The 20412-nt window shown below is 72.2% G+C and carries 19 protein-coding genes and 2 pseudogenes; 11 read left to right on the forward strand and 10 right to left on the reverse strand.

All coding sequences use genetic code 11. From position 1 onward, the window contains the following. Together GUY61_RS10720 and GUY61_RS10725 are read right to left on the reverse strand one after the other, a co-directional pair. On the reverse strand, nt 1–895 hold an 895-nt coding region (locus GUY61_RS10720), incomplete at its 3' end, for a TIGR04222 domain-containing membrane protein (RefSeq protein ID WP_166629861.1). After that, nucleotides 892–2439: a DUF692 domain-containing protein gene (locus GUY61_RS10725; RefSeq protein WP_166629862.1), complete on the reverse strand. Its 1548-nt coding sequence runs from the start codon at nt 2437–2439 to the stop codon at nt 892–894. The genes GUY61_RS10720 and GUY61_RS10725, both read right to left, overlap by 4 nt. Before the next feature lie 213 nt (nt 2440–2652). Between GUY61_RS10725 and GUY61_RS10730 the strand changes: the two are divergent. From GUY61_RS10730 to GUY61_RS10750, 5 genes and pseudogenes are all read left to right on the forward strand, one after another. Continuing rightward, nucleotides 2653–2805, forward strand: a pseudogene (locus GUY61_RS10730) (IS630 family transposase); the annotation flags it as partial. Nucleotides 2806–3259: 454 nt separating this feature from the next. Beyond that, nucleotides 3260–3991 (forward strand): IclR family transcriptional regulator, encoded by a 732-nt coding sequence (locus tag GUY61_RS10735; protein ID WP_166629863.1) that lies wholly within the window; start codon nt 3260–3262, stop codon nt 3989–3991. A 389-nt stretch (nt 3992–4380) separates the two neighbouring features. Beyond that, nucleotides 4381–5442, forward strand: coding sequence for an aromatic ring-hydroxylating dioxygenase subunit alpha (locus GUY61_RS10740; protein ID WP_166629864.1), 1062 nt, complete (start codon nt 4381–4383; stop codon nt 5440–5442). Further along, the gene (locus GUY61_RS10745; RefSeq protein WP_166629860.1) at nt 5439–5693 is read left to right on the forward strand and encodes a hypothetical protein; all 255 of its coding nucleotides are present in this window, start codon (nt 5439–5441) and stop codon (nt 5691–5693) included. Before GUY61_RS10740 ends, GUY61_RS10745 begins: the two co-directional genes overlap by 4 nt. 5 nt (nt 5694–5698) lie before the next feature. Then, on the forward strand, nt 5699–6670 hold the full coding sequence (locus tag GUY61_RS10750) for a PDR/VanB family oxidoreductase (protein ID WP_208105813.1): 972 nt from the start codon (nt 5699–5701) through the stop codon (nt 6668–6670). Between the two features lie 243 nt (nt 6671–6913). Here GUY61_RS10750 and GUY61_RS10755 read toward each other — a convergent pair. The 5 genes and pseudogenes from GUY61_RS10755 to GUY61_RS10775 all read right to left on the reverse strand — a co-directional run bounded on the left by GUY61_RS10755 (nt 6914) and on the right by GUY61_RS10775 (nt 11389). Beyond that, nucleotides 6914–7635 (reverse strand): annotated as a pseudogene (locus tag GUY61_RS10755) (dienelactone hydrolase family protein). A gap of 767 nt (nt 7636–8402) precedes the next feature. After that, on the reverse strand, nt 8403–9188 hold the full coding sequence (locus tag GUY61_RS10760; RefSeq protein ID WP_166629866.1) for a DUF4142 domain-containing protein: 786 nt from the start codon (nt 9186–9188) through the stop codon (nt 8403–8405). A 419-nt stretch (nt 9189–9607) separates the two neighbouring features. Next, complete coding sequence (locus GUY61_RS10765) at nt 9608–10084, reverse strand: SRPBCC family protein (protein WP_166629867.1); 477 nt, start codon at nt 10082–10084, stop codon at nt 9608–9610. Nucleotide 10085: 1 nt separating this feature from the next. After that, entirely contained in the window at nt 10086–10415 is a 330-nt protein-coding gene (locus GUY61_RS10770) for a helix-turn-helix transcriptional regulator (protein ID WP_166629868.1), read from the reverse strand. A 248-nt stretch (nt 10416–10663) separates the two neighbouring features. Then, entirely contained in the window at nt 10664–11389 is a 726-nt protein-coding gene (locus tag GUY61_RS10775) for a peptidyl-tRNA hydrolase (RefSeq protein WP_166629869.1), read from the reverse strand. A gap of 107 nt (nt 11390–11496) precedes the next feature. Here GUY61_RS10775 and GUY61_RS10780 point away from each other — a divergent pair, with 107 nt between their 5' ends. Together GUY61_RS10780 and GUY61_RS10785 are read left to right on the forward strand one after the other, a co-directional pair. Next, nucleotides 11497–12174, forward strand: a complete 678-nt coding sequence (locus tag GUY61_RS10780) for an AIM24 family protein (RefSeq protein ID WP_166629870.1) — start codon at nt 11497–11499, stop codon at nt 12172–12174. Nucleotides 12175–12278: 104 nt separating this feature from the next. Further along, nucleotides 12279–12470 (forward strand): hypothetical protein, encoded by a 192-nt coding sequence (locus GUY61_RS10785; RefSeq protein WP_166629871.1) that lies wholly within the window; start codon nt 12279–12281, stop codon nt 12468–12470. 80 nt (nt 12471–12550) lie between these two features. On the opposite strand, the gene GUY61_RS10790 is transcribed toward GUY61_RS10785, so the two are convergent. The 3 genes from GUY61_RS10790 to zapE all read right to left on the reverse strand — a co-directional run bounded on the left by GUY61_RS10790 (nt 12551) and on the right by zapE (nt 15896). Next, on the reverse strand, nt 12551–13966 hold the full coding sequence (locus tag GUY61_RS10790; RefSeq protein WP_398955017.1) for an alkaline phosphatase PhoX: 1416 nt from the start codon (nt 13964–13966) through the stop codon (nt 12551–12553). Nucleotides 13967–14306: 340 nt separating this feature from the next. Beyond that, nucleotides 14307–14732 (reverse strand): OsmC family protein, encoded by a 426-nt coding sequence (locus tag GUY61_RS10795; RefSeq protein WP_166629872.1) that lies wholly within the window; start codon nt 14730–14732, stop codon nt 14307–14309. Between the two features lie 36 nt (nt 14733–14768). Then, entirely contained in the window at nt 14769–15896 is a 1128-nt protein-coding gene (gene zapE, locus GUY61_RS10800) for a cell division protein ZapE (protein WP_166629873.1), read from the reverse strand. A gap of 609 nt (nt 15897–16505) precedes the next feature. Here zapE and GUY61_RS10805 point away from each other — a divergent pair. The 4 genes from GUY61_RS10805 (at nt 16506) to msrB (ending at nt 19931) form a co-directional block, all read left to right on the forward strand. Then, nucleotides 16506–17318, forward strand: coding sequence for a pyrimidine reductase family protein (locus GUY61_RS10805; protein ID WP_166629874.1), 813 nt, complete (start codon nt 16506–16508; stop codon nt 17316–17318). Between the two features lie 125 nt (nt 17319–17443). Beyond that, nucleotides 17444–17902 carry an indole-3-glycerol phosphate synthase gene (locus tag GUY61_RS10810; protein ID WP_166629875.1) on the forward strand — a complete coding sequence of 153 codons (459 nt, stop codon included), beginning with the start codon at nt 17444–17446 and terminating at the stop codon, nt 17900–17902. Nucleotides 17903–18110: 208 nt separating this feature from the next. Continuing rightward, nucleotides 18111–19508 carry a UDP-N-acetylmuramate--L-alanine ligase gene (gene murC, locus GUY61_RS10815; RefSeq protein ID WP_166629876.1) on the forward strand — a complete coding sequence of 466 codons (1398 nt, stop codon included), beginning with the start codon at nt 18111–18113 and terminating at the stop codon, nt 19506–19508. A 15-nt stretch (nt 19509–19523) separates the two neighbouring features. Continuing rightward, complete coding sequence (gene msrB / locus GUY61_RS10820; RefSeq protein WP_166629877.1) at nt 19524–19931, forward strand: peptide-methionine (R)-S-oxide reductase MsrB; 408 nt, start codon at nt 19524–19526, stop codon at nt 19929–19931. Nucleotides 19932–20412: the final 481 nt, after the last annotated feature.

Genomic DNA, 20412 nt, shown 5'->3' on the forward strand with positions numbered 1-20412 from the left:
ATCCACCGCCCGCCCCGCAGCCGCCGCCGGACCCGCCGCTCCCGCACCACACCACGACCGGGAAGTGGTCGCCGCTCGAGGAGGGGGAGTGGGTGTGGGAGGGTGAGGAGGCCGTGACGTGGCGTGCCCCGCCGCGGGCACGGGCCGCGGTGCTCAGATGGGCCCGCAGCAGCGGATCGGCCACCATCCGGACACCGCCCACCGCGACCTGCTGCGCGGGATCGGTGCTCCCATGGGTCGCCGGGCCGTACTCCCTCAGGGCCTGCCGACCCGCCGGGGTGATCCGGCGGCCGGTCATGGAGCCGCACACCAGACCGATGATCAGGCCCGTGATCAGCCCCGGCGCCAGCAGCAGCACGAAAGGCAGCTCCAGGTCGGTGTCCGACTCGAAGGCCACGTACTGGAGGAAGGTCAGTACCAGCGCCACCGGGAAGCCCAGGAAGGACAGCGCGGCGAGGATCGCGGCCGGGGTGCGGGCGCCCCGCGCGGTGCGGGGCGGCGCCAGCAGGCCGCGGGCAGCCAGCAGGTCACCGATCCCCTGTACGGCCTGACTGCGCATCACGCCGGCCCGCAGCCACTGGAGGGCCCCGCTGGGTGCGGAGGCGTGCACCGTCAGCAGGGCTTCCTCGACGGGGTGCTCGGGCACCACGCCGGGCTCGATGCGGACGATGCCGGGCCCGGCGAGGACGAGCCGCCCCCGGGCGTGCATGGCCGCGATGACGGTGTCGGCGACCCTGCCGGGCCCGCCCGCGAGGAAGGCCGCCTCCAGCACATCGCGCACCCGCCGGTCGGCGGGGGCGTTCCGGCCGACGCGGTTGGCTCTGACGGCGGCGGTGACCGCGGCGACGGCGAGGCCGCCGAGGACCAGGTAGCAGAGCACGAGGAGGAGGATCATGCGCCCACCTCCAGCGACTCGCCCCGCGACTGGTTCCGCGCGTGCCCCTGTGCCTGCGCCTGCGCCTGTGCCGGCGACTGCGCCTGCGTCTCGGGCCGCGCGTGTGCCTGCGCTTGCCCCTGCCTCTCGGACCGGGCGTGTGCCTGTGCCCGCGACTGCTCCTCGTCGTGGCGGTGCCGGTGGCCGGCGGGTCCGCGGCGCAGGGCGCGGCGGGCCGCGCGGGCGAGCCGCGCCGCCGGGTTGGCGGACAGCGGGGCCGGTCCCGAACGCTCCTCCCACCACCGGGTCAGCCGTCGCCGCGTGCCCGGGTCCTCCGGTTCGCCGGCCATCAGCAGGTGCTCCGCGAAGTCCAGCGCGTCCCTGCGGTACCCGGCGCGCATCGGGCGGACCTGCGCGTACTCCAGGAAGGCCCTGCGGTAGTTGTCGCCGAGGATGGACGGCAGTTCGGGTGCGACCTTCCCGACCACCTGGCAGCGCTTGGCCGCCAGCGCCCTGCTCTGCACCAGCACCCGGCCCCGGTCGAAGCCCTCCGGCACCGGTGTGCCGGCCGCGAGCGCCGACAGCAGCGCGGTCTGTGCGAGCGCGAGCCGCTCCCTGACCGCCCCGGGCCCGTCGCCCGGAGCGCCCTCCACGGCGCCCCCGGCCGCGCGGGCCGCCCCGGAACGCGACCGGGCCGCGGCCTCTGCCGCAGGCGCCCCGGCTGCCGCCCGCCGTGCCGGCGCCGCCACCGACACCGTCTCCCGGATCGCGTCCAGTTCCGCGGCCAGTTCGGCCGGCGCCGGGAAGCTCTCGTCGCGTTCCAGCAGAACCCCGGGCGGCACGGTCCTGGCGCAGAGTTCGGCGAGTACGTCGAGGACCGGCCGGGTGACCGGGTGGGCATGGGTGTCGTGCCAGACGCCGTCACGCTCGATGCCGCCCGCGACATGCACGTACGCGATGGCCTCGACCGGCAGTTCGTCCAGGGCCGCGACCGGGTCCTCGCCGCGGTTGACGTGGTTGGTGTGGAGGTTGGCGACGTCGATGAGCAGCCGTACGCCGGTGCGCTCGACCAGTTCGGCCAGGAACCGGCCCTCCGTCATCTCCTCGCCCGGCCAGGAGAGCAGCGCGGCGATGTTCTCCAGGGCCAGCGGCACCGGCAGCGCGGCCTGCGCGATCCGGACGTTCTCGCACAGCACGTCGAGGGCGTCCCTGGTGCGCGGCACCGGCAGCAGGTGCCCCGCCTCCAGCGGACGCGAGGCGGTCAGCGGCCCCCCGGCCCGTACAAAGGCGATGTGCTCGGTGACGAGCGGCGCGCCGAGTGCCTCGGCCCGCTCGGCGAGCGCCGTCAGCCGGGCCTCGTCGGGGCGGTCCGCGCCGCCCAGGCCGAGCGAGACGCCGTGTGGGACCACCGTGACACCGCGTTCGCGCAGCCGTGTCAGGGAGTCCGGCAGATGGCCGGGGCAGATGTTCTCCGCGACGACCTCGACCCAGTCGATGCCCGGCAGTTCCTCCACGGCCCCCGAGATCTCGGGCCGCCAGCCGATACCCACACCCAGACGCTTCATGCTCCCCCTCCTTCACACCGCCTCACCTCGGCGGGTGCAGGTGTCATGGCCCCGGAGAATGCGTCCGAACCCGCCGGAGGAGACGTTCAGAGCTTCATTTGAGGTTCCCGTGACCGGCGACGGGCCCGCCACCGGCTCCCGGGCGGGTCCCCCGGGCCGCCACCGGGCCCCGGCTCCCGGGCGGGAACCCGGCGGTCCTCGGCCGTCCCGAGCGGCGCCCTCCTGGACCCGCCCGAGCGGGCCTTGGTTTTCTGTGTGGGCGAGAAGTCGCAGATTCAGGCCCTGGACCGGTCCCAGCCGGTGCTGCCGGTGATGCCCGGCGTCCCGCAGCGGGTCACCCACGGCTGCGCGCGGGCGGGCACCACCAACGAAGGCGGCGGCGTTCGGCAACGCACGCCGAGCGAGGATCGGCACGCATACGGCTCGCGCTGGGCTGGGTCGGGTCCGCGGCATCCGGTGAGCGAGGGACCGCCACGATTGCCTGGCGGCGGGTCCGACGCGGTGGCAGGCGGCGCGCGGGGGGCTGCGCCGAGAATCTCGACACGGCAACCGCGTTCCTGCACACTGACCAGCGCGGCGGGGAAGCAGGCATCCGGTGCGCTCCTGGCGGGCACGGCGAACAGAGAAGACGGGAGTGCCGGTGGGGAACGCGGCCGCGGACGCAACCGGGCAGAGCAAGCGCGAACCGCCGTCGGCGGAGCCGCGGGCCCAGGGACGAGGAAGCCGCACAGGTCCGCTCGCGCACAGCCCCGGTTCACAGCTCCCCCGGACGGGACAGCCCGGCAAGATCCGCCGCGTCCCCCAGTCCGGCAGCGGACCCGTGCTGGGCCGGGCACTGCAGATCCTCGGCGCTTTCAGCACGGACCGCCCCGAGATGTCGTTGAGCGAGCTGTCCCGAAAGTCCGGTCTTCCGGTGTCGACCGTGCACCGGATGCTGGGCGAGCTGACGGCCTGGGGGGCTCTGGAACGCGGTGCAGACGGCCGCTACCGCGTTGGCCTGCGGCTGTGGCAGGTCGGCTCGCTGGCACCGCGCAGCCAAGGACTGCGGGAACACGCGATGCCGTTCCTGCAAGACCTTTCCCAGATCACCCGCGAGAACGTGCAGTTGGCTGTGCGTGAAGGGACCGAACTCGTCTTCGTCGAGCGCATCGCCGGGTCCGGTGCGGTACCCGTACTCACCCGCGTGGGCGGGCGGTTCGCCCTGACAGCCACCGGCGTCGGACTGGTGCTGCTCGCGCATGCCCCAGCCGAGGTGCAACAGCAGGTGCTCACCGGCCCCATCGAGCACTTCACCTCCCGCACAATCACTGATCCGCAGGTGTTGCGTCGCATGCTGACCGACATCCGGACCAACGGCTACGCAGTCAGCGAGCGTCAGGTCACGATGGATTCACTGTCGGTCGCCGCCCCGGTGCGCGACGGTGAGAACGCGGTGATCGCCGCGGTGTCACTGGTGGTTCACCACGGCAGTGCCTCCCCGCGTGCCCTGGCGCAACTCGTCTGCACCAGCGCCCGGGCCATCTCCCGCGCCATGGCCGCCCCGCGCGCCTGAGGTCACCGCCCACTCGACCTTTCAGGCGCGTGACTGCGGGCGGCGGAACACCGTCTGTCGCCCCACGCCCCGCACACACCCACGCACGCACGCCCCGCACACACCCACGCCCCGCACACACGCACGCCGGTGAGCACTTCGACAATGTTTCCCGGCATCCGGAAAAGAGCCTGGGCGACAGGGTCGGCCCAGCGGCACCATGAACCGACAAGTCGACGTCCGGACCGCCACTCGCCGACAGGCGCCGGCCAGTGCGCGCCGCGGCTTCGACGCCGCACCGCACACGGCCACAGAGAACTGCCGCACCCCGCCCCCTTTGGACTTGCCGACTGTTGCGGCCCAGGCCCGCCGAGAACGGGCACCGGCCCCCCTACCTCAAGGGAACAACCATGACCGCTTTCGTGCGAAATCAGTGGTACGTCGCCGCTCACGGCCGCGAGGTCGGGCGCGAACTCCTCGGACGCACCGTACTGGGTGAGCCGATCCTGCTGTACCGCACCCAGGACGGCCGGCCCGTGGCGATGTCCGACCGGTGTGTGCACCGCCGGTTCCCCCTGTCCCAGGCACCGAGCCGCCTGGACGGTGATCAAGTGATGTGCGGCTACCACGGTTTCACCTACGGCACCGACGGCGGCTGCGTCTTCGTACCCGGACAGCAGCGCATCCCCCGCACGGCACGCCTGAAGACCTTTCCGGTCATCGAGCAGGACTCCTTCGTATGGGTGTGGATCGGCGACCACGAACCCGGCGACATCGTGCCGCCGCGTGCCCCCTGGCTGGACTCCCCCGACTACACCGTCGTGTCCGGGATGGAGCCGATCGACGGCAACTACGGGCTGCTCGTCGACAACCTCATGGACCTCTCCCACGAGACCTACCTGCACAGCGGCTACATCGGCACCCCGGAGGTCGCGCAGACGCCCATCACCACCGAGGTCGACGACGCGGCCGGCATCGTCTACGTGAGCCGGCACATGGACGACGCGGAGTGCCCGCCGTTCTACGCGAAGTCCACCGGCATCGAAACCCGGATCACCCGGTGGCAGGACATCGAGTACCACGCCCCGGGCCTTTACCTGCTCCACTCCCGCATCGCCCCCGTCGGCGCACCCGGCCCCAACCCGGACGGCAGCGACCCGCACGCCTTCCATGTGGAGGTCGTCTACGGCATCACCCCCTCCACCGAGCGGACCACGTACGACTTCTGGGCGGTCGCCCGCGACTTCGCCCTCGGCGACGAGAAGGTCACCGAGTTCCTGCACACCAACAACCACACCGTGGTCATGCAGGACGTGGTGGCTCTCAACGTGTTGCAGAAGTCCCTGGACACCGAGAAGGCCGGCTACCAGGAGCTGAGCATCAACATCGACACCGGCGGCCTCGCCGCCCGGCGGATCCTCGCCCGTCTGGCACAGACCGGTGCGGATCAGCCGGCCACGGTGGCCCGATGAAAGCCCTCCACCCCGCCGTCCTGATGGGCGACGGCATCTTCCGTATTCACTGGCTGCTGGGCACGGACCGGCTGCTGGCCGTCTGCCACTGCGGGACCGAGCGTCAGTTCGAGGACCCGGAGGAGCTGTGGGACTGGCTGCTGGGCCATCCCGAAGACCACCACCCCGGCACCGCCGTCGAGCCCGGCGGGTCCCACACGACCCGTCCCCGGCCGCACCCCGTCCCAGGCACAGCGAAGGATGAACCGTGACCGCCATGATCACCCCGGGCGTCGCGGCCGAGGTCGAACTCGATCTGACCGTGGCGCGCAAGGAGGCCGTCGCGGAGGGCGTCGTACGCCTGACACTCACGCATCCCGGCGGATCACCGCTGCCGGAGTGGACCCCAGGCGCCCATGTCGATCTGCGTCTCGGGCCCGGCCTGGTACGGCAGTACTCGCTGTGTTCCGATCCGGCCGACCGCTCCTGGTGGCAGGTTGCGGTCCTGCGGGAACCGGAGAGCCGCGGCGGCTCGGAACAAGTCCACGAACACCTTCACGAAGGGACCCAGGTGCGGGTCCGCGGGCCACGCAACCACTTCCCACTGGAGACATCACCCCGATACCTGTTCATCGCAGGTGGCATCGGCATCACCCCGATCCTTCCCATGATCGGCCAGGCGGAGCGGCACGGCGCCACCTGGCACCTGGCCTACGGCGGACGCAGACGCGCCACGATGGCGTTTCGTGAACAGCTCCAGGCGGCGTACGGAGAGCGGGTCACCCTCCATCCCCAGGACGAGTGCGGCGCACTCGACCTGAACGGGCTGCTGGCCACCCCCCGGCAGGACACGCTGGTCTACTGCTGCGGGCCCGAGGGTCTGCTGAAGGCCGTGGAGCGGCACTGCTCACCCACCTGGCCGCCGGGCGTACTGCGCCTGGAGCGGTTCGCTCCCAGGGACCGAGGCCCGCAGGGTCCCGACGAGGCGTTCGAGGTGGAGCTCGCCCGCAGCGGTGTCACGGTGTCCGTGCCGCCGGACCTGAGTGTCCTCCAGGCCGTCGAGGAGGCGGGTGTGCCGGTGCTGTCCTCCTGTCGAGAGGGCACCTGCGGCACCTGCGAGACCGCCGTCCTGGACGGGGCCGTGGATCACCGTGACTCCCTGCTCACCCCGGACGAACAGGCCACCAACGACACCATGTTCATCTGCGTCTCGCGTGCCGCCTGCCCCCGCCTCGTCCTGGATCTCTGACGGCCCGCCGCTGCACGTGGCGCCGCGCGAGACTGATCGGTCACCAGGGCGAGTTCAGAAGATCCGCTGTGATCCGACATCGGCTTCCGGACTGGTCCGGCCCCGGCTTCGCCGGGACGGCTGTGCCCAGCCCCGGCCCGGCCCGGGCGCTGGTGGCCGAGTCCACCTGCCCGGCGATCCGCAGGGTACGGGTCGAGTGCCTTACGGCATGGTCCCGGCTGCTGCCCGCCAGACGGCCCGGCCTCACTTCAGGTGCCGGTCCAAGAACCGGCACCCGTCCTCCAGTTCGAACCACGGGGTGCCGGTGTGCCCTCCCGGATTGGCGTGCAGTGTCTTCTCCTTGCTGCCGAAGGCGTCGAACAGGTCCAGGGCCCGTTCCGGGGGTTCCCCTCGTCGTCCCACTGCAGCAGGAACAGCAGCGGAATGGCGACCTGCCGGGCCTCCTCGCGCTGGGCTCGGGGCACGTACCCCCCGGCGAAGAAGCCTGCGGCAGCGATGCGCGGCTCGACCACCGCCAGCCGAATGCCGAGGGCGGTCCACCCCCCGGAGTACCCGACCGGGCCGCAGATCTCGGGCAGCTCGAGGAGGGTGTCCAGAGTGGTCTGCCATTCCGGGACGGCCTTTTCGACCAGCGGGCCGATGAAGGACTCAAAGATCTCATCGACCGGCCCGCCGGCCTGCATCGCCCGGCGGAGGTCGGCGCGGGCCCGCTCGTCGGCGGCGGAACGGGGACGGTCGCCGCACCCGGCGGCGTCGATGGTGGCCACCGCGTAGCCGCGAGCCGCGGTGTACCGGGCCCGGGCCACCAGCCGGGGCTCCGCCTTGGGCAGGCCGTTGTTGTGGGCCATCAGGACCAGCGGGGCCGGTGCGGATCCAGGCGTCCACAGTGTGCCGGGGATCTCGCCGAGGGTGAATTCGCGCTCGAGGACGCCGTCGTCGAGGAGTTGTTCAGAGATGAATCGCACGGCCGTGCCTTTCGGGAGGGCTCAGAGACGGCGCTCCCGGACGACCTATCGCCCGACCGTGACCCCGGAGGGGAGCACCCATGTCGATACTGCGTTCACGGGTACCACCTCCTCGTTCTCTCGCACGGCCTCCGGGAGACTGGTGCCGCGTCAGCCAGGGTTCGCCCCGTCGCGACGCCCTGCACGGCACTCGCCCGCAGCCATCCGGGTGCGGGAGGTACCCACACGCTGCGTGGCCGAAAGCCCGAGCAGGCCCACTACGAGGGCTTCCGGCCGCCTTGCGACGCTCCCCCTGCCTCCGGCGGGAGGTGCCCCCGGCACCGGACGCCGCTCCTCAGCGGGCAAACCCCGACCGACGCGGCACTGGCAACGGTCGCCCGTGGCCCGCCAACGGGCTTTTTGCGGAGGCTCCGTGGCCGGACGCCGCCTCACCGCATAGGCCACGGTCTGAGGACCGACGGCAGGTCGCCGACGATGCTGCTGCCAACCCCACGCTGCGGCCGACCCGGATGTATCGAATCCTCACCGCTGCCGGCTTGTGACACCACTCAGGTCCGGAACCCGTTTTCTCCCGGTTCTCTCGGAAGTGGCGAGGCGTGGTCGGTGAATACCGTCATGCCGAGGTCAACCTGGGGGGCGGCCGTCGGCGGCCAAGTCGCCATCCAGCGCGAGCGGTACGGCCTGCACATCGCCCGTGACGCGCCGCGGCACCGCCGCACGACGCACGACGATGCCGCGATGGGTGCCGGGAGCGGTTCTGGCGGTCCTCAGGAGGGTGAGGGCCGGCCCGTCGGGACCTGGAAGTCCCTCGGGTCCTGGGTGATCGGCGGGGCCGACGGCCGGGACGTGGTGTCGATGTCGCCGTTGGGCTGGACGGCGCTGGCCGAGGGCGGCAGCACGCCCGGGTCCGGCGGCGGCGGGCCGGTCGGGCTGGCCGTGCTGCCGTTGGCGGCTTCGTTGGCGATCGCGTCGAAGTCGACGAGGCCGGTGTTCTCCAGCACCGTGATGTGGTCGAGGACGGTCTGGTTGGCGTCGTTGGCCAGCTGGCGTATGAGCGTGTTGCGGGTGGTGTGCCGGACCTCGGCGATCACCCCGAACACCTTGCCGTGCGCGTTGCGCAGCAGGTTCGCGAACTTGCGCTCGTACTCCTTGCCGCCGGCCGCGGTCAGCTCGTCGAGCCAGCCCTGCTGCTGCTCCGTGGGCTGGTTCGGCAGCTCGACGCCGAGCTTCGCGGCGATGGACCGGGCCCGCTGGTCGAGGTCGGTGTGACCGACGATGAGGTGGTCGCCCGCCTCCACGATGGCCTCGCTGGGAGCGCGTTCGATGGCCTGCTGCCCGGCGGGCAGCTCCCACAGACCGGCCAGCCGCACCTTCACCAGGAAGTCCCGGTCGAGGGCGGAGAGCGGACCCCACTGCGTCGCGACGGTCGACGCGTTGAGGTTCGCCTGGCCGGTGCCCGAGCGGTTCGCGTACGACCATACGGGGAAGGCGAGCGAGGCTATGGTCACGACCAGCGCCGCGACGATGAGAGCGGTTCCGTTGATGCGTCGCAAATCTCTCTCCTGGGCCAATTCGTGTCACGACCGTCGAGACCGCGGGCCGGGTTCGGCAGCCCCGCTCTCCCGATCGGCCCGATGGCGCGGTCGCAGGAGGATACGGGCGCTGAGCGGGCTGTGTTCAATGCCGTGACGTGGTGTGTCTCACGTCTCTGGCAGGCGCCGGTTCCTGTCGTGTTCCCTGTCCTGCTGGTTCCGCCACGAGTCGGTGCGGGCGTTCGTGCTCGCGGTCGTCCCCGGGGGCGTGTCCGCGGTCGGGCCGTCCCGGCGTGCGCGCAGCGCCGGACGGTCGGCGCCCACCGTGCACGAGCCCGGAGCGATCTCAAGGACTACCCGCGAAACTCCTGCACATGGAGGACGCGCAACCCGGTACCGCGCCTATGACGCGCGGTACCGGCTGCTGTACGTCGTCATGCTCATGCGGCGGCGGCTTCTGCGAACCGGGCCAGGGTGCCGGCCCAGGCCGCGGGGGACTCGAAGAGCGCGCGCATGGCCTCCGCCTGCTTGCCGTAGCGCTCGAGGTGGCGGTGCGTCAGGCTGACGTGGGTGCGACCGGGTGCCTCCTCCGTGAAGGTCACCTCGACCTCGGTCTCGAAGCCGGGGTCGTACTTCCACTCGGCGCTGATCTGCCACACCAGGACGACGCGGCCGGGCGGCTCCCATGCCGCGACCCGGCCCCAGTCGCACTCGCTGCCGTCGACGCCCCGCTCATACCACCGGCCGCCGGCCCTCGGCTCGACGACGACCTCCGCCATCCGGGATTCGCCGATGTGGTGCTCGGGTGGCCAGAAGGCGTTCATCCGGGCGGTGAACAGCTCGAAGGCCCGTGGCGGGGCGAGCGGGACACTGATCGCCTTGCGCACGGCGATCCCGGTGGTGGGCTTGGCGCTCATGTCAGATCTCCTTGTGCTCGGGGGAGGCGGCTTCCGCCTCTGCCAGTGCCGCGAAGTTGTCCAGGGCGGTCGCCCAGAAGCGGTCGAGGTAGTCGCGCACGAGCTCCAGCCCTTCTCGGTTGACGCGGTACAGGCGGCGGGTGCCTACGGCGGACTCGACCACGAGCTCCGCCTCCTTGAGGACCTTCAGATGCTGCGAAACCGCCGGACGCGAGATGGGGAGCTGCTCGGCAAGCACCCCGACCGGAAGCGGCCCGTCCGCGAGCCGCTCCAGTATCGTGCGCCGCCGCGCGTCGCCGAGGGCGTCGAGAACCATCGCTGCCGTCGTCATACCGTTAGTTTGCGCTAACGGTAAGTCTGCGTCAACCGTTCGTCGTGGCTTACCATACGCTCGGCGGTCGTCACAGAACGTGTTGCGGGATGTCCCGCCGTCCGTCGCGGTCCGGTGCAGGTGCCGCGATCCCGCGTTGATCAGCCCGGCGTCCGGCCGGTGCGTCGCTGAAGGCGGACTCGACCACGACCCGGTCGGCGCAGCGAACCGGACGGGACAGCCGGGACAGCCGGTACAGCCGGTCGGGATCAGTCCACCCGGCGGAGCGTTCGCAGTGCCGGATGGTCGGCGACCACCGTGCACGAGCCCGGTGCGATCTCGGTGAAACCCGCGTCCCTGACGACCGGCAGCCCACCACCGGTGAGTTCACGCCAAAGGCCCGGATCCGCGGTGCGCACCGCGAGCGGGAAGCCGGCCTCGCGCCAGGCCGTGCGCAGCGCGTCCGGCAGTTCCCACCAGGCCAGTTGGGCGCCGTGCCCGGCCTGCGCCATGGCCTTGCCCGCCGACATCCGCACCTCCGGGTTCAGCCACAGCACGGGCCCCGCGGGGTCGGGCGCGGGATGCGGCCCCGGGTCGTCCAGGTCGGTGCCGGAGACCTGGAGCTTCGCCAGTTCTCCGGGCCAGCCGTCCAGCGGCACCGGCGGGAAGACCCTGACCTGCGCCGACTCGCCCGTCACCGTGATGCCGTCCAGCGTCTCGGCCCTGCGCCATTCGGCGCCGCGGGCGCGCCTGACCACCTTGCGGATGCGGGCGTCCTGCCAGTCCCGTACCGCGCGGGCCCACTCGCCCTCGCCGAGCGCGCGCTCGTCGGAGAGCAGCACCAGCACGGCGCGTGCCGCGGTCTCCAGGGCGTCGGTGCGGGCCGGGGGCGCGGTCTTCTCGATACGGACCACGAGAGGGAGGACGAACTGCGGGGCGAGGTCGCGTTCGGTCCGCTCGTGGCGGAACGGGCTGTCCTGGCTGGAACTGGTCACACCGTCAAGTCTGCCAAGAACGCGGCACGGCCGCCGATCCGGGGCCTGCCGGTGCCTTACTGGGGGCGCCTTGTCGGAGCGGTCCGTTCCGGGACAGGATGCCTGTCATGAAGAGTGATCTTTTCGCATCCGAGAACCTGGTGCAGCAGGCCACCGCCCCCGGTATGAGCCTGCAGAACGCCAAGTCCGTCAAGTACGCCGTGAACGGCGAGATGTTGGCCAGGCAGGGATCGATGATCGCCTTCCGCGGCAACCTGCAGTTCGAACGCAAGGGCCAGGGCATCGGCGGCATGCTCAAGCGGGCCGTCACCGGTGAGGGCCTGCCGCTGATGGCCGTGCGCGGGCAGGGCGAGGCGTGGTTCGCGCACGAGGCCGCCAACTGCTTCATCGTCGACATCGAGCAGGGCGACGCGCTCACCATCAACGGCCGCAACGTGCTCTGCTTCGACAGCACTCTGTCGTACGAGATCAAGACCGTGAAGGGCGCCGGCATGACCGGCGGCGGCATCTTCAACAGTGTCTTCACCGGCTACGGCAAGCTCGGCGTCATGTGCGAGGGCAATCCCATCGTCATCCCGGTCAGCGCCAACCAGCCGGTGTACGTGGACACCGACGCCGTCGTCGGGTGGAGCGCCCACCTCAACACCTCGCTGCACCGCTCGCAGAGCATCGGCTCGATGATCCGCGGCGGCTCGGGCGAGGCCGTCCAGTTGATGCTCCAGGGCGAGGGCTTCGTCATCGTGCGGCCCAGCGAGGCCAGGCCCGAGAAGACGCAGAGCAGCTGAGGCTCCACGGAGTGGGGCGCCGACGCGGCCCTGCCGACGTGGCTGCGCCGACGTGACCGCGCTCGCCCGCCGGTCCGCCTCGCGCCGGGCGTAGGCTCGGCGTCATGGACGAGGACAGCGCCGACCACTGCGCGGCACCCGACCGTACGACGGCCCCGGCTCCCCGCTCCGGGCCGCCGTACGCGGACTGCGTGCTCTGCCAGGAACCCACCGAGTACGCGGCTTCCACGCCCGGCATCACCCTGTGCCCGGTGTGCGAGTGGCAGGAGGCGCAGCGCTCGGCCTGCTCGGGCTGAACCGGCGCGGGTGCCGCCGCTCGCCTCCGTTCCGGGACCGGGGGTTCCGGGCTCGGCGGCCCGAGCCGCTTCTCACCGGGTCAGCACCAGGGGCCGGTGACCGCGAACGTCGTACCGGGGCTGTAGACGTTCACGTACATCGTGCGCCGGTCCGGCGAGAAGGCGATGCCCGCGAACTCCCCGTACTCCGGCTCCTCGGCCGTGCCGGTGTTGATGCGGTTGCGGGCCATGGGGTAGACCTCGCCGTGCCGGGTCAGGCCGTAGACGTGCTGGGCGCCGTTGCCGTCCTCGCAGACCATCAGGCCGCCGCTGGGCGCGAGGCAGATGTTGTCGGGGGACTCGCCGGGAAGCTGCAGGTCGCTGTCCGGGCCGAAGACGACGACCAGGGTCAGCCGGTGCCGGTGCGGCTCGTACTTCCAGACCTGGCCGTAGTGGTCGGCCGCGGAGCCCTGCGCGCTGACGGCGAAGCTGGACACGAAGTAGACCGCCCTGTCGCCCCAGTAGCAGCCCTCGAGCTTCTGCGCGTGCGTGATGCCACCCGGGCCGAAGTCCTGGAGCCGGACCGGCGTCTCCTCCGCGAGGGGGTCGGGTACCGGCACCCATTCGACGCCGTCGAACGAGGCGCCGGGCTCCTGGACCACCGACAGGTCGGGCACGCCCGGGACCCGCATCGCCTCCAGACGGCCGCCCGCGCGCAGCGAGCCCGGTCCGCCGAGCGGCTTTTGGGGCAGGAAGCGGTAGAAGAGGCCGAAGGGCTTCTGGAAGGCGTCCTCGGTCTCGTAGACGATGCCGGTCCTCGGATCGACGGCGATCGCCTCGTGCTGGAAGCGCCCCATCGCGGTCAGCGGCACGGCGCCGGAGCGGAACGGGTCGGCCGGGTCCACCTCGAAGACGAAGCCGTGATCCTTGGTGTAGCCGTTGGTGCCGGCCTTGTCCTCGTTCTCCTCGCAGGTCAGCCAGGTATGCCAAGGCGTGTGGCCCCCGGCGCAGTTGACGGCCGTACCGGCGATGGCCACGCGTTCGCCGACGAGCCGGCCCTGTCGGTCCAGCGTGAGCGCCGTGCACCCGCCGCTGGCCGCCGGGTCGTAGGTGAGGCCCTCGACGGCGGGCACGGGGACTGCGCCGTTGTGCCGGTTCTCGTGGTTGCGCACCAGATGGACCGTGCCGTGTCTGCCCGGCAGGGCCGTCATCCCGTCGTGGTTGCTCGGCACGGGGCCGCCGCCGGACCGCATCGGCTCGCCCTCGCGGGACAGGACCCGGTAGCGGAAACCTTCCGGCAGATCGAGCAGTCCGTCCGGGTCGGGGACGAGGGGTCCGTAACCGGCGGTGCCGCGGGTGGCGGCGGCCGCGCTCCCGGCGAAGATCTCGGAGAAGGCCCCGGCGAAGGCGATGCCGGCGACGGACGCGCCGGTACGGGCCAGAACCTGACGTCGTGTCGCTGACGGAGCTGAGTGAGCTGACAGGTCGGACACAAGAGGCTCCCTGCTGGCGGACAGGCTGGACACGGGGCACCTCCTGCCGCCGGCAGGCTTCGCACGGATGGCTCGCTGCCCGGTCGGCAGGAATGCGCCCCGCCACGTCTATCACGGGATGAACGCCGCGTGAACTACGCGCGTCGCGGCGTCGTGTTCCTCGGCCGGACAGCCCCTGGTCAGCGCCGGGCGGGAACTGGTGCACCCCAACGCTGCTGCAACGCACGGGAGTTGACGGTCGGGCAGATGTGCGAACGGGAAACCGCCGCGGGCGGAGCGCAGGGCGTGGCCCCTGACAGCCGCGACCCTGACGGCCCGGGGGAAAGCCGTTCCCGCGGCCGCCGGGCGGCCGCGGGAACGGGGTTCAGGCCAGCTTGGCGGTGAGCGTCATCGGGACCGCCTTGAGCGCCTGGCTGACCGGGCAGTTGCTCTTCGCGTTCTCGGCCGCGGCGACGAAGGCCTCCTCGTCGATGCCGGGGACCTGGCCCTCCACGGACAGGGCGATGCCGGTGATCCCGGTGCCCGGCTGGAAGGTGACCTCCGCCTGCGTGGTCAGCTGGGTCGGCGGGGTGCCGGCCTGCGCGAGGGCGTGCGAGAGAGCCATGGAGAAGCAGCTGGAGTGGGCTGCGGCGATCAGCTCCTCGGGGCTGGTCTTCCCGTTCGCCTGCTCGGCGCGGGACGGCCAGGAGACCGCGTAGGTGCCGATGCCCGAGGAGTCCAGGGACACATTGCCGCTGCCCTCCAGCAGGTTGCCTTCCCAAACCGTGTGGGCGACGCGCGTGGTGGCCATGATGATTCCCTTCTGAATGGGCTACAGGCCCCAAACCTACTGGTCCATCAGCGCTTTCGCGTCGCGGGCGAGTGCGGTGAGCCGGGAGATTGCCCGGAAGTACTTCTTCCGGTAGCCGCCGTTCAGCATTTCTTCGCTGAACAGCCGGTCGAACGGCACTCCGGAGGCCAGGACGGGCACCTCGCGGTCGTACAGCCGGTCGGCGAGGACCACCAGACGCAGCGCGGTCGACTGGTCGGGCACCGGCCGGACATCGGTCAGGCAGACCGCGCCGACGCCGTCGGTCAGCGCGCCGTAGCGGCTGGGATGCACCTTCGACAGATGGTCGAGCAGCGAGGGGAAGTCGTCGAGGGAGGCGCCCGGGGTGGCGTACGCGGCCTTGGTGACCTGCTCGTCGGAGTACGGCGGCGGAGCCTCGGGCAGCCCCCGGTGGCGGTAGTCCTCGCCGTCGATCCGCAGGGTGCGGAAGTGGGCGGACAGGCCCTGGATCTCGCGCAGGAAGTCGGCGGCGGCGAACCGGCCCTCGCCGAGCCTGCCCGGCAGCGTGTTGGAGGTGGCCGCCAGGGCGACGCCCGCCTCCACGAGCCTGCCGAGCAGCGTGGAGACCAGGACGGTGTCGCCCGGGTCGTCGAGCTCGAACTCGTCGATGCACAGCAGCCGGTGGCCGCTCAGCGTCTTCACGGTCTGCTGGAAGCCGAGGGCGCCGACGAGGTTGGTCAGCTCCACGAACGTGCCGAAGGCCTTGAGGGAGGGTTCGGCGGGGGTGGCGTGCCAGAGCGAGGCCAGCAGATGCGTCTTGCCGACGCCGTAGCCGCCGTCGAGGTAGACACCGCGTGGGCCGGCCGGGGCCGCGGGCTTCTTCGTGCGTCCGCCGAACCAGCGCCGCTTCCCGTCACCGCTCGCGTGCGCCCCGCCGAGACCGGAGGCGAACCCGGCGAGCACGTCGACGGCCTGCGACTGGCTGGGCTGTCCGGGGTCCGGTACGTACGTCGCGAAGCGCACCGAGTCGAAACGCGGGGGCGGCACCATCTCCGCGACCAGCCGGTCCGCGGGAACGAACGGCTCCCGCGAGCAGAGTGCGTACGGCACGGGCCCGGAGGGGGGCGGCGCCGTTATTGACCCGGACGCGGAAGAATCTGGCGAAGATGGGGTTGACACAACCATCCAGCCTAGTCCCTCCGGGGGGAGACCTCGATGTGCGTCCGGTCACGTGAGGCGGCGCGCGGCGTCCGCCGCACCTCCTGACGGAACGGCGGGCGGGGCACTTCGCGTCTCCGGGTCGCCTCGCGGCGGGCGGACGGTCTGGCGGCGGCTGGGACGGTTTGCGGGGCGGTTCGCGGCGGCGTCCTACGAGGCCGGGCGGGGACGCCGCCGGGGCGCGGGTGCCGCAGGCGTACCCCGGCTTCACCGGGTCGCCTTGCGGCGGGCGGGGCGGTGCCCGGGTCGGCTCGCGGTGGCGTCCTCCGGGCGGCGTGGGCGCCCCGGCTTTCGCGGGGCACCTCGCGGTGTTGGGATCGCCTTGCGGCGGGCGGGGCACTTCGCGTCTCTGGGGCGCCTCGCGGTGCCGGGACGGCCTCGCGGCGGCCGGGGCGGTGCCCGGGTCGGCTCGCGGTGGCGTCCTCCGGGCGGCGTGGGCGCCCCGGCTTTCGCGGGGCGCCTCGCGGTGGCCGGATCGCCGCGGCGATGGGACCGCTCGCGCCGCCCGCAGCACCTCGCGGCGCCGGGGCGTGCCCGGTCGGCCCGCGGCGGGGAGCCCGTGCCAGACTCGGGCCCATGCGACGCCTGTTCCCCCTGCCTGCGACGACGACCGTCACGGAACCCGGTCCCGAGGACCGCGAGTGGAGCCTCGACGAGCTCGCGGACGCCTACGCGTACCCGGAGGGCGCGGCCGGGGGAGCGGAACCGGGACGGGCCTGGCTGCGGGCCAACATGGTCTCCTCGCTGGACGGCGCCGCCCACCACGAGGGCCGCTCGCAACCACTGTCCGGAGCCGCCGACATGCGGATCTTCGGCACCCTGCGCGGCCTCGCCGACGCCGTCGTGGTCGGCGCGCGGACTGTGCGCCAGGAGGGCTACCGCCCGGCGCGGGCGCGGGAGGCGTTCGCCGCGCGGCGGGCCGCCGCGGGCCAGGGGCCCGCGCCCGCGATCGCCGTGGTCAGCGCGCGTCTCGACCTGGACTTCTCGCTGCCTCTGTTCACCGAGCCCCTGGTCCGCACTCTCGTGCTGACCGGCGCGGACGCCCCCGCTGCCGCGCTGCGTGAGGCCCGCGCCTCGGGTGCGGAGGTGGTCGTGGCCGGGGAAGGCACCGGCGTCGATCCCGCGGCGGCCGTACGGGCCCTGGCGGAGCGCGGCCACACCCGGCTGTTGACCGAGGGCGGCCCCAGGCTGCTGGGACAGTTCGTGGCGGCCGGCGTACTGGACGAGCTGTGCCTGACGCTGGCCCCCCTGCTGACCGCGGGATCCGCGCAGCGCATCGCGGACGGGCCGGCGGTGGCGGTGCCGGAGCGCTTCTCGCTGGTGTCACTGCTGGAAGAGGGCGGTTTCCTCTTCACTCGCTACCGTCGGAGCCCCAGTGCCCCGCAATGATCGGAATTAGCTGTTCCGGTTACTGCGTGCCGGGCAGACTTGAGTCGCAGACCCCGTGCGGTTACGGGGCAGGATGGTTTCCGCAGGGGCCGGCCGTCGGCCCACGAAGAAGAAGGGCACGCGCCGTGTTCACGAGCGTACTGATGATCGAGAAACCCCTGACCTCCGTAGACGTGGAGTTCGTGACCGGCCTGCACGGTACGGATCCCGTCTCCTTCGTCGTGCTCATGCAGCCCAGGGGCGACCAGGACCGGCTGCTGCGCGCCATCGACGACGTCGCCCTGGGCGAACTCGACGAGGTCGTGCACGAGGGCGAGGAACCCACCGCCGGCGGCGGTGCGGAGCGGGCCCTCGCCCACTCGGTGGAGGCGCTGCGCGTCGCGGGCAGCCAGGCGGTCGGCAGAATCGTCGAGAAGCACCCGCTCGACCACCTCAAGTCGGTCGTCGAGGAGACCGGCGCCGACGAGGTGATCGTGCTGACCGCCCCGCACTTCGTGGAGGAGTTCTTCCACCGCGACTGGGCCTCCCGGGCCCGCCACAAGGTCGGCGTCCCGGTGCTCAAGCTCTTCGCGCACAGCGAGTAGAGCCCTTCGCGCCCAGCGGGCGCGGCGAGGACGGCGGCCCGCGGGGCAGCGGGAGGCGGTGGGCGTACTTCGGACCGGGCGCACAGCGAATAGGCTGGCCCCGGCACCGCCGCGGGGCGCACGCGGGTGCCGACGTTCCCGCGGGCGCCGAAGCACACGCGGGTGCACGCACACGCACTGGCTCACGCACTAGCTGGGGAGAGAACGCATGGCACCGGCCATTCCTTCCGCCATGGACCGACCGCACTTCATCGGCATCGGCGGCGCCGGGATGTCGGGCATCGCGAAGATCCTCGCCCAGCGCGGTGCCAAGGTGGCGGGCAGTGACGCCAGGGAGTCCGCCACCGCCGAGGCGCTGCGCGCGCTGGGCGTCACCGTGCACATCGGTCACGACGCCTCCCACGTGGCCGAGGACGCCACCGCCGTCGTCGTCTCCTCCGCGATCCGCGCCGACAACCCCGAACTGGTGCGCGCCGCCGAGCTCGGCATCCCGGTCGTCCACCGCTCCGACGCGCTGGCGGCCCTGATGGGCGGCACGCGGTCCGTCGCCGTCGCCGGCACCCACGGGAAGACGACCACCACCTCGATGCTGGCCGTCGCCCTGACCGAGCTCGGCCAGGACCCCTCGTACGCCATCGGCGGCGACCTCGCCGGGCCCGGCACCAACGCCCGGCACGGCGAGGGCGCGGTCTTCGTGGCCGAGGCCGACGAGAGTGACCGCAGCTTCCAGAAGTACGACCCCGAGGTCGCCGTCGTCCTCAACGTGGAGCTGGACCACCATGCCAACTACGCGTCCATGGACGAGATCTACGAATCCTTCGAGGCATTCGTCGCCCGGATCAGGCCCGGCGGCACACTGGTCGTCGGCGAGCACGCGGGTGCCCGGGAACTCGCCCGCCGTGTCGCCTCCCGCCCGGACCTCGAGATCGTCCGGGTCGGCGAGTCCGACGACTCCGACGTCCGGATCGTCTCCCTCGTCGCGAAGGGCATGACCAGCGAGGTCACCGTCCTGCTCGACGGCTCGGAGCTGAGCTTCACCGTCTCCGTGCCCGGCCGGCACTACGCGCACAACGCGGCCGCCGCCCTCGCCGCGGCCGTACGGGTCCTCGACCTGCCGACCGCCGAGATCGCGGGCGCCCTCACCGCGTACACCGGGGTCGGCCGCCGCCTCCAGCTCAAGGGCGAGGCCGCCGGAGTCCAGGTCATCGACTCCTACGCGCACCACCCCACCGAGATGACCGCCGACCTGGAGGCCATGCGCGCCGCCGCGGGGGATTCCTCGCGCCTGCTGGTGGTCTTCCAGCCGCACCTCTTCTCCCGCACCCAGGAGCTCGGCAAGGAGATGGGCCAGGCCCTCGCCCTCGCCGACGCCTCCGTCGTCCTGGACATCTACCCGGCCCGCGAGGACCCTGTCCCTGGCGTCACCAGCGCCCTGATCATCGACGCGGCGCGCGCGGCGGGCGCGGACGTCACCCACGTCCCCGACAAGGACGCCGTCCCCGGCGCCGTCGCGGGAATGGCCCGACCCGGCGACCTCGTTCTCACCATGGGTGCGGGCGATGTCACCGACCTCGGTCCGAGGATCCTCGCCCGCCTGTCCGACTAAAGGGAGCGAATCTTCATGCCGTACGACGTGGACAAGCCGGACGAGCAGTGGCGCGCGGAGCTCACTCCCGCCGAGTACGCCGTACTGCGCCAGGCCGGCACCGAGCCCGCCTTCACGGGCGAGTACACCGACACCAAGGCCACGGGCGTCTACTCCTGCCGGGCCTGCGGTGCGGAACTCTTCACCTCCGCGACCAAGTTCGAGTCCCACTGCGGCTGGCCGAGCTTCTGGGATGCACGCAACTCGGATGCGGTGGAACTGGTGCCCGACCAGTCACACGGGATGGTGCGTACCGAGGTCCGCTGCGCCCGCTGCGGCTCCCACCTGGGTCATGTCTTCGAGGGCGAGGGTTACCCGACCCCGACGGACCAGCGGTACTGCATCAACAGCATCTCGCTGCGGCTGGAGCCGGTGGAGGACTGAGCCGTTCTCGTTCCGCCCGGGCCCCGGCCGCACGTCGGCCGGGGCCCGGCTGGCCCGCCCCGTTGTGCACCGCACCCGCGTGCACCAGGTCCCGGACCTCCACGGTGCCTGTCTCGACTCCCCGTCCGCCGAAGAGATGCCTCGCCTGCTCTGAGTCCCACTCGAGCGGGAACAGTTGCCGTACCACCGGCTCGCCCATCGGGCCGACCGGCTCGACGGCGACGACCCACTTGTCCTTGTGCGGCTTCTCGGCGTCACCCTGAAGGAAGAGCAGTCGACGGCTGCGGAGAATCCGGAACGGGTGGTTGACGAGGCCGAACCCGCTCAACTCCACCCATGCCGCCGGGTTTCCCCCGCCGGAGGGACCAGTGTGACCGTTCCCGGGCGATTCCAGTCGTCCCAGCCGGTGCGACGCAGCGCCAGCCCGTCTTGGACGCGTGCTCGAGGGTGGGAGGTGTCCGACTCCGACGGATCAGCGGTA

This window comes from Streptomyces sp. GC420 (assembly GCF_009916105.1).
Taxonomy (GTDB): domain Bacteria; phylum Actinomycetota; class Actinomycetes; order Streptomycetales; family Streptomycetaceae; genus Streptomyces.

Excerpts from the sequence above, each read along its gene's own strand:
- GUY61_RS10770 (WP_166629868.1), bottom strand. The coding sequence starts at position 10,415 with ATGACGACGGCAGCGATGGTTCTCGACGCCCTCGGCGACGCGCGGCGG.
- GUY61_RS10785 (WP_166629871.1), top strand. The coding sequence starts at position 12,279 with ATGGACGAGGACAGCGCCGACCACTGCGCGGCACCCGACCGTACGACG.
- GUY61_RS10745 (WP_166629860.1), top strand. The coding sequence starts at position 5,439 with ATGAAAGCCCTCCACCCCGCCGTCCTGATGGGCGACGGCATCTTCCGT.
- GUY61_RS10795 (WP_166629872.1), bottom strand. The coding sequence starts at position 14,732 with ATGGCCACCACGCGCGTCGCCCACACGGTTTGGGAAGGCAACCTGCTG.
- murC (WP_166629876.1), top strand. The coding sequence starts at position 18,111 with ATGGCACCGGCCATTCCTTCCGCCATGGACCGACCGCACTTCATCGGC.
- GUY61_RS10765 (WP_166629867.1), bottom strand. The coding sequence starts at position 10,084 with ATGAGCGCCAAGCCCACCACCGGGATCGCCGTGCGCAAGGCGATCAGT.
- GUY61_RS10750 (WP_208105813.1), top strand. The coding sequence starts at position 5,699 with ATGATCACCCCGGGCGTCGCGGCCGAGGTCGAACTCGATCTGACCGTG.
- GUY61_RS10805 (WP_166629874.1), top strand. The coding sequence starts at position 16,506 with ATGCGACGCCTGTTCCCCCTGCCTGCGACGACGACCGTCACGGAACCC.
- GUY61_RS10725 (WP_166629862.1), bottom strand. The coding sequence starts at position 2,439 with ATGAAGCGTCTGGGTGTGGGTATCGGCTGGCGGCCCGAGATCTCGGGG.
- GUY61_RS10780 (WP_166629870.1), top strand. The coding sequence starts at position 11,497 with ATGAAGAGTGATCTTTTCGCATCCGAGAACCTGGTGCAGCAGGCCACC.
- zapE (WP_166629873.1), bottom strand. The coding sequence starts at position 15,896 with ATGGTTGTGTCAACCCCATCTTCGCCAGATTCTTCCGCGTCCGGGTCA.
- msrB (WP_166629877.1), top strand. The coding sequence starts at position 19,524 with ATGCCGTACGACGTGGACAAGCCGGACGAGCAGTGGCGCGCGGAGCTC.
- GUY61_RS10740 (WP_166629864.1), top strand. The coding sequence starts at position 4,381 with ATGACCGCTTTCGTGCGAAATCAGTGGTACGTCGCCGCTCACGGCCGC.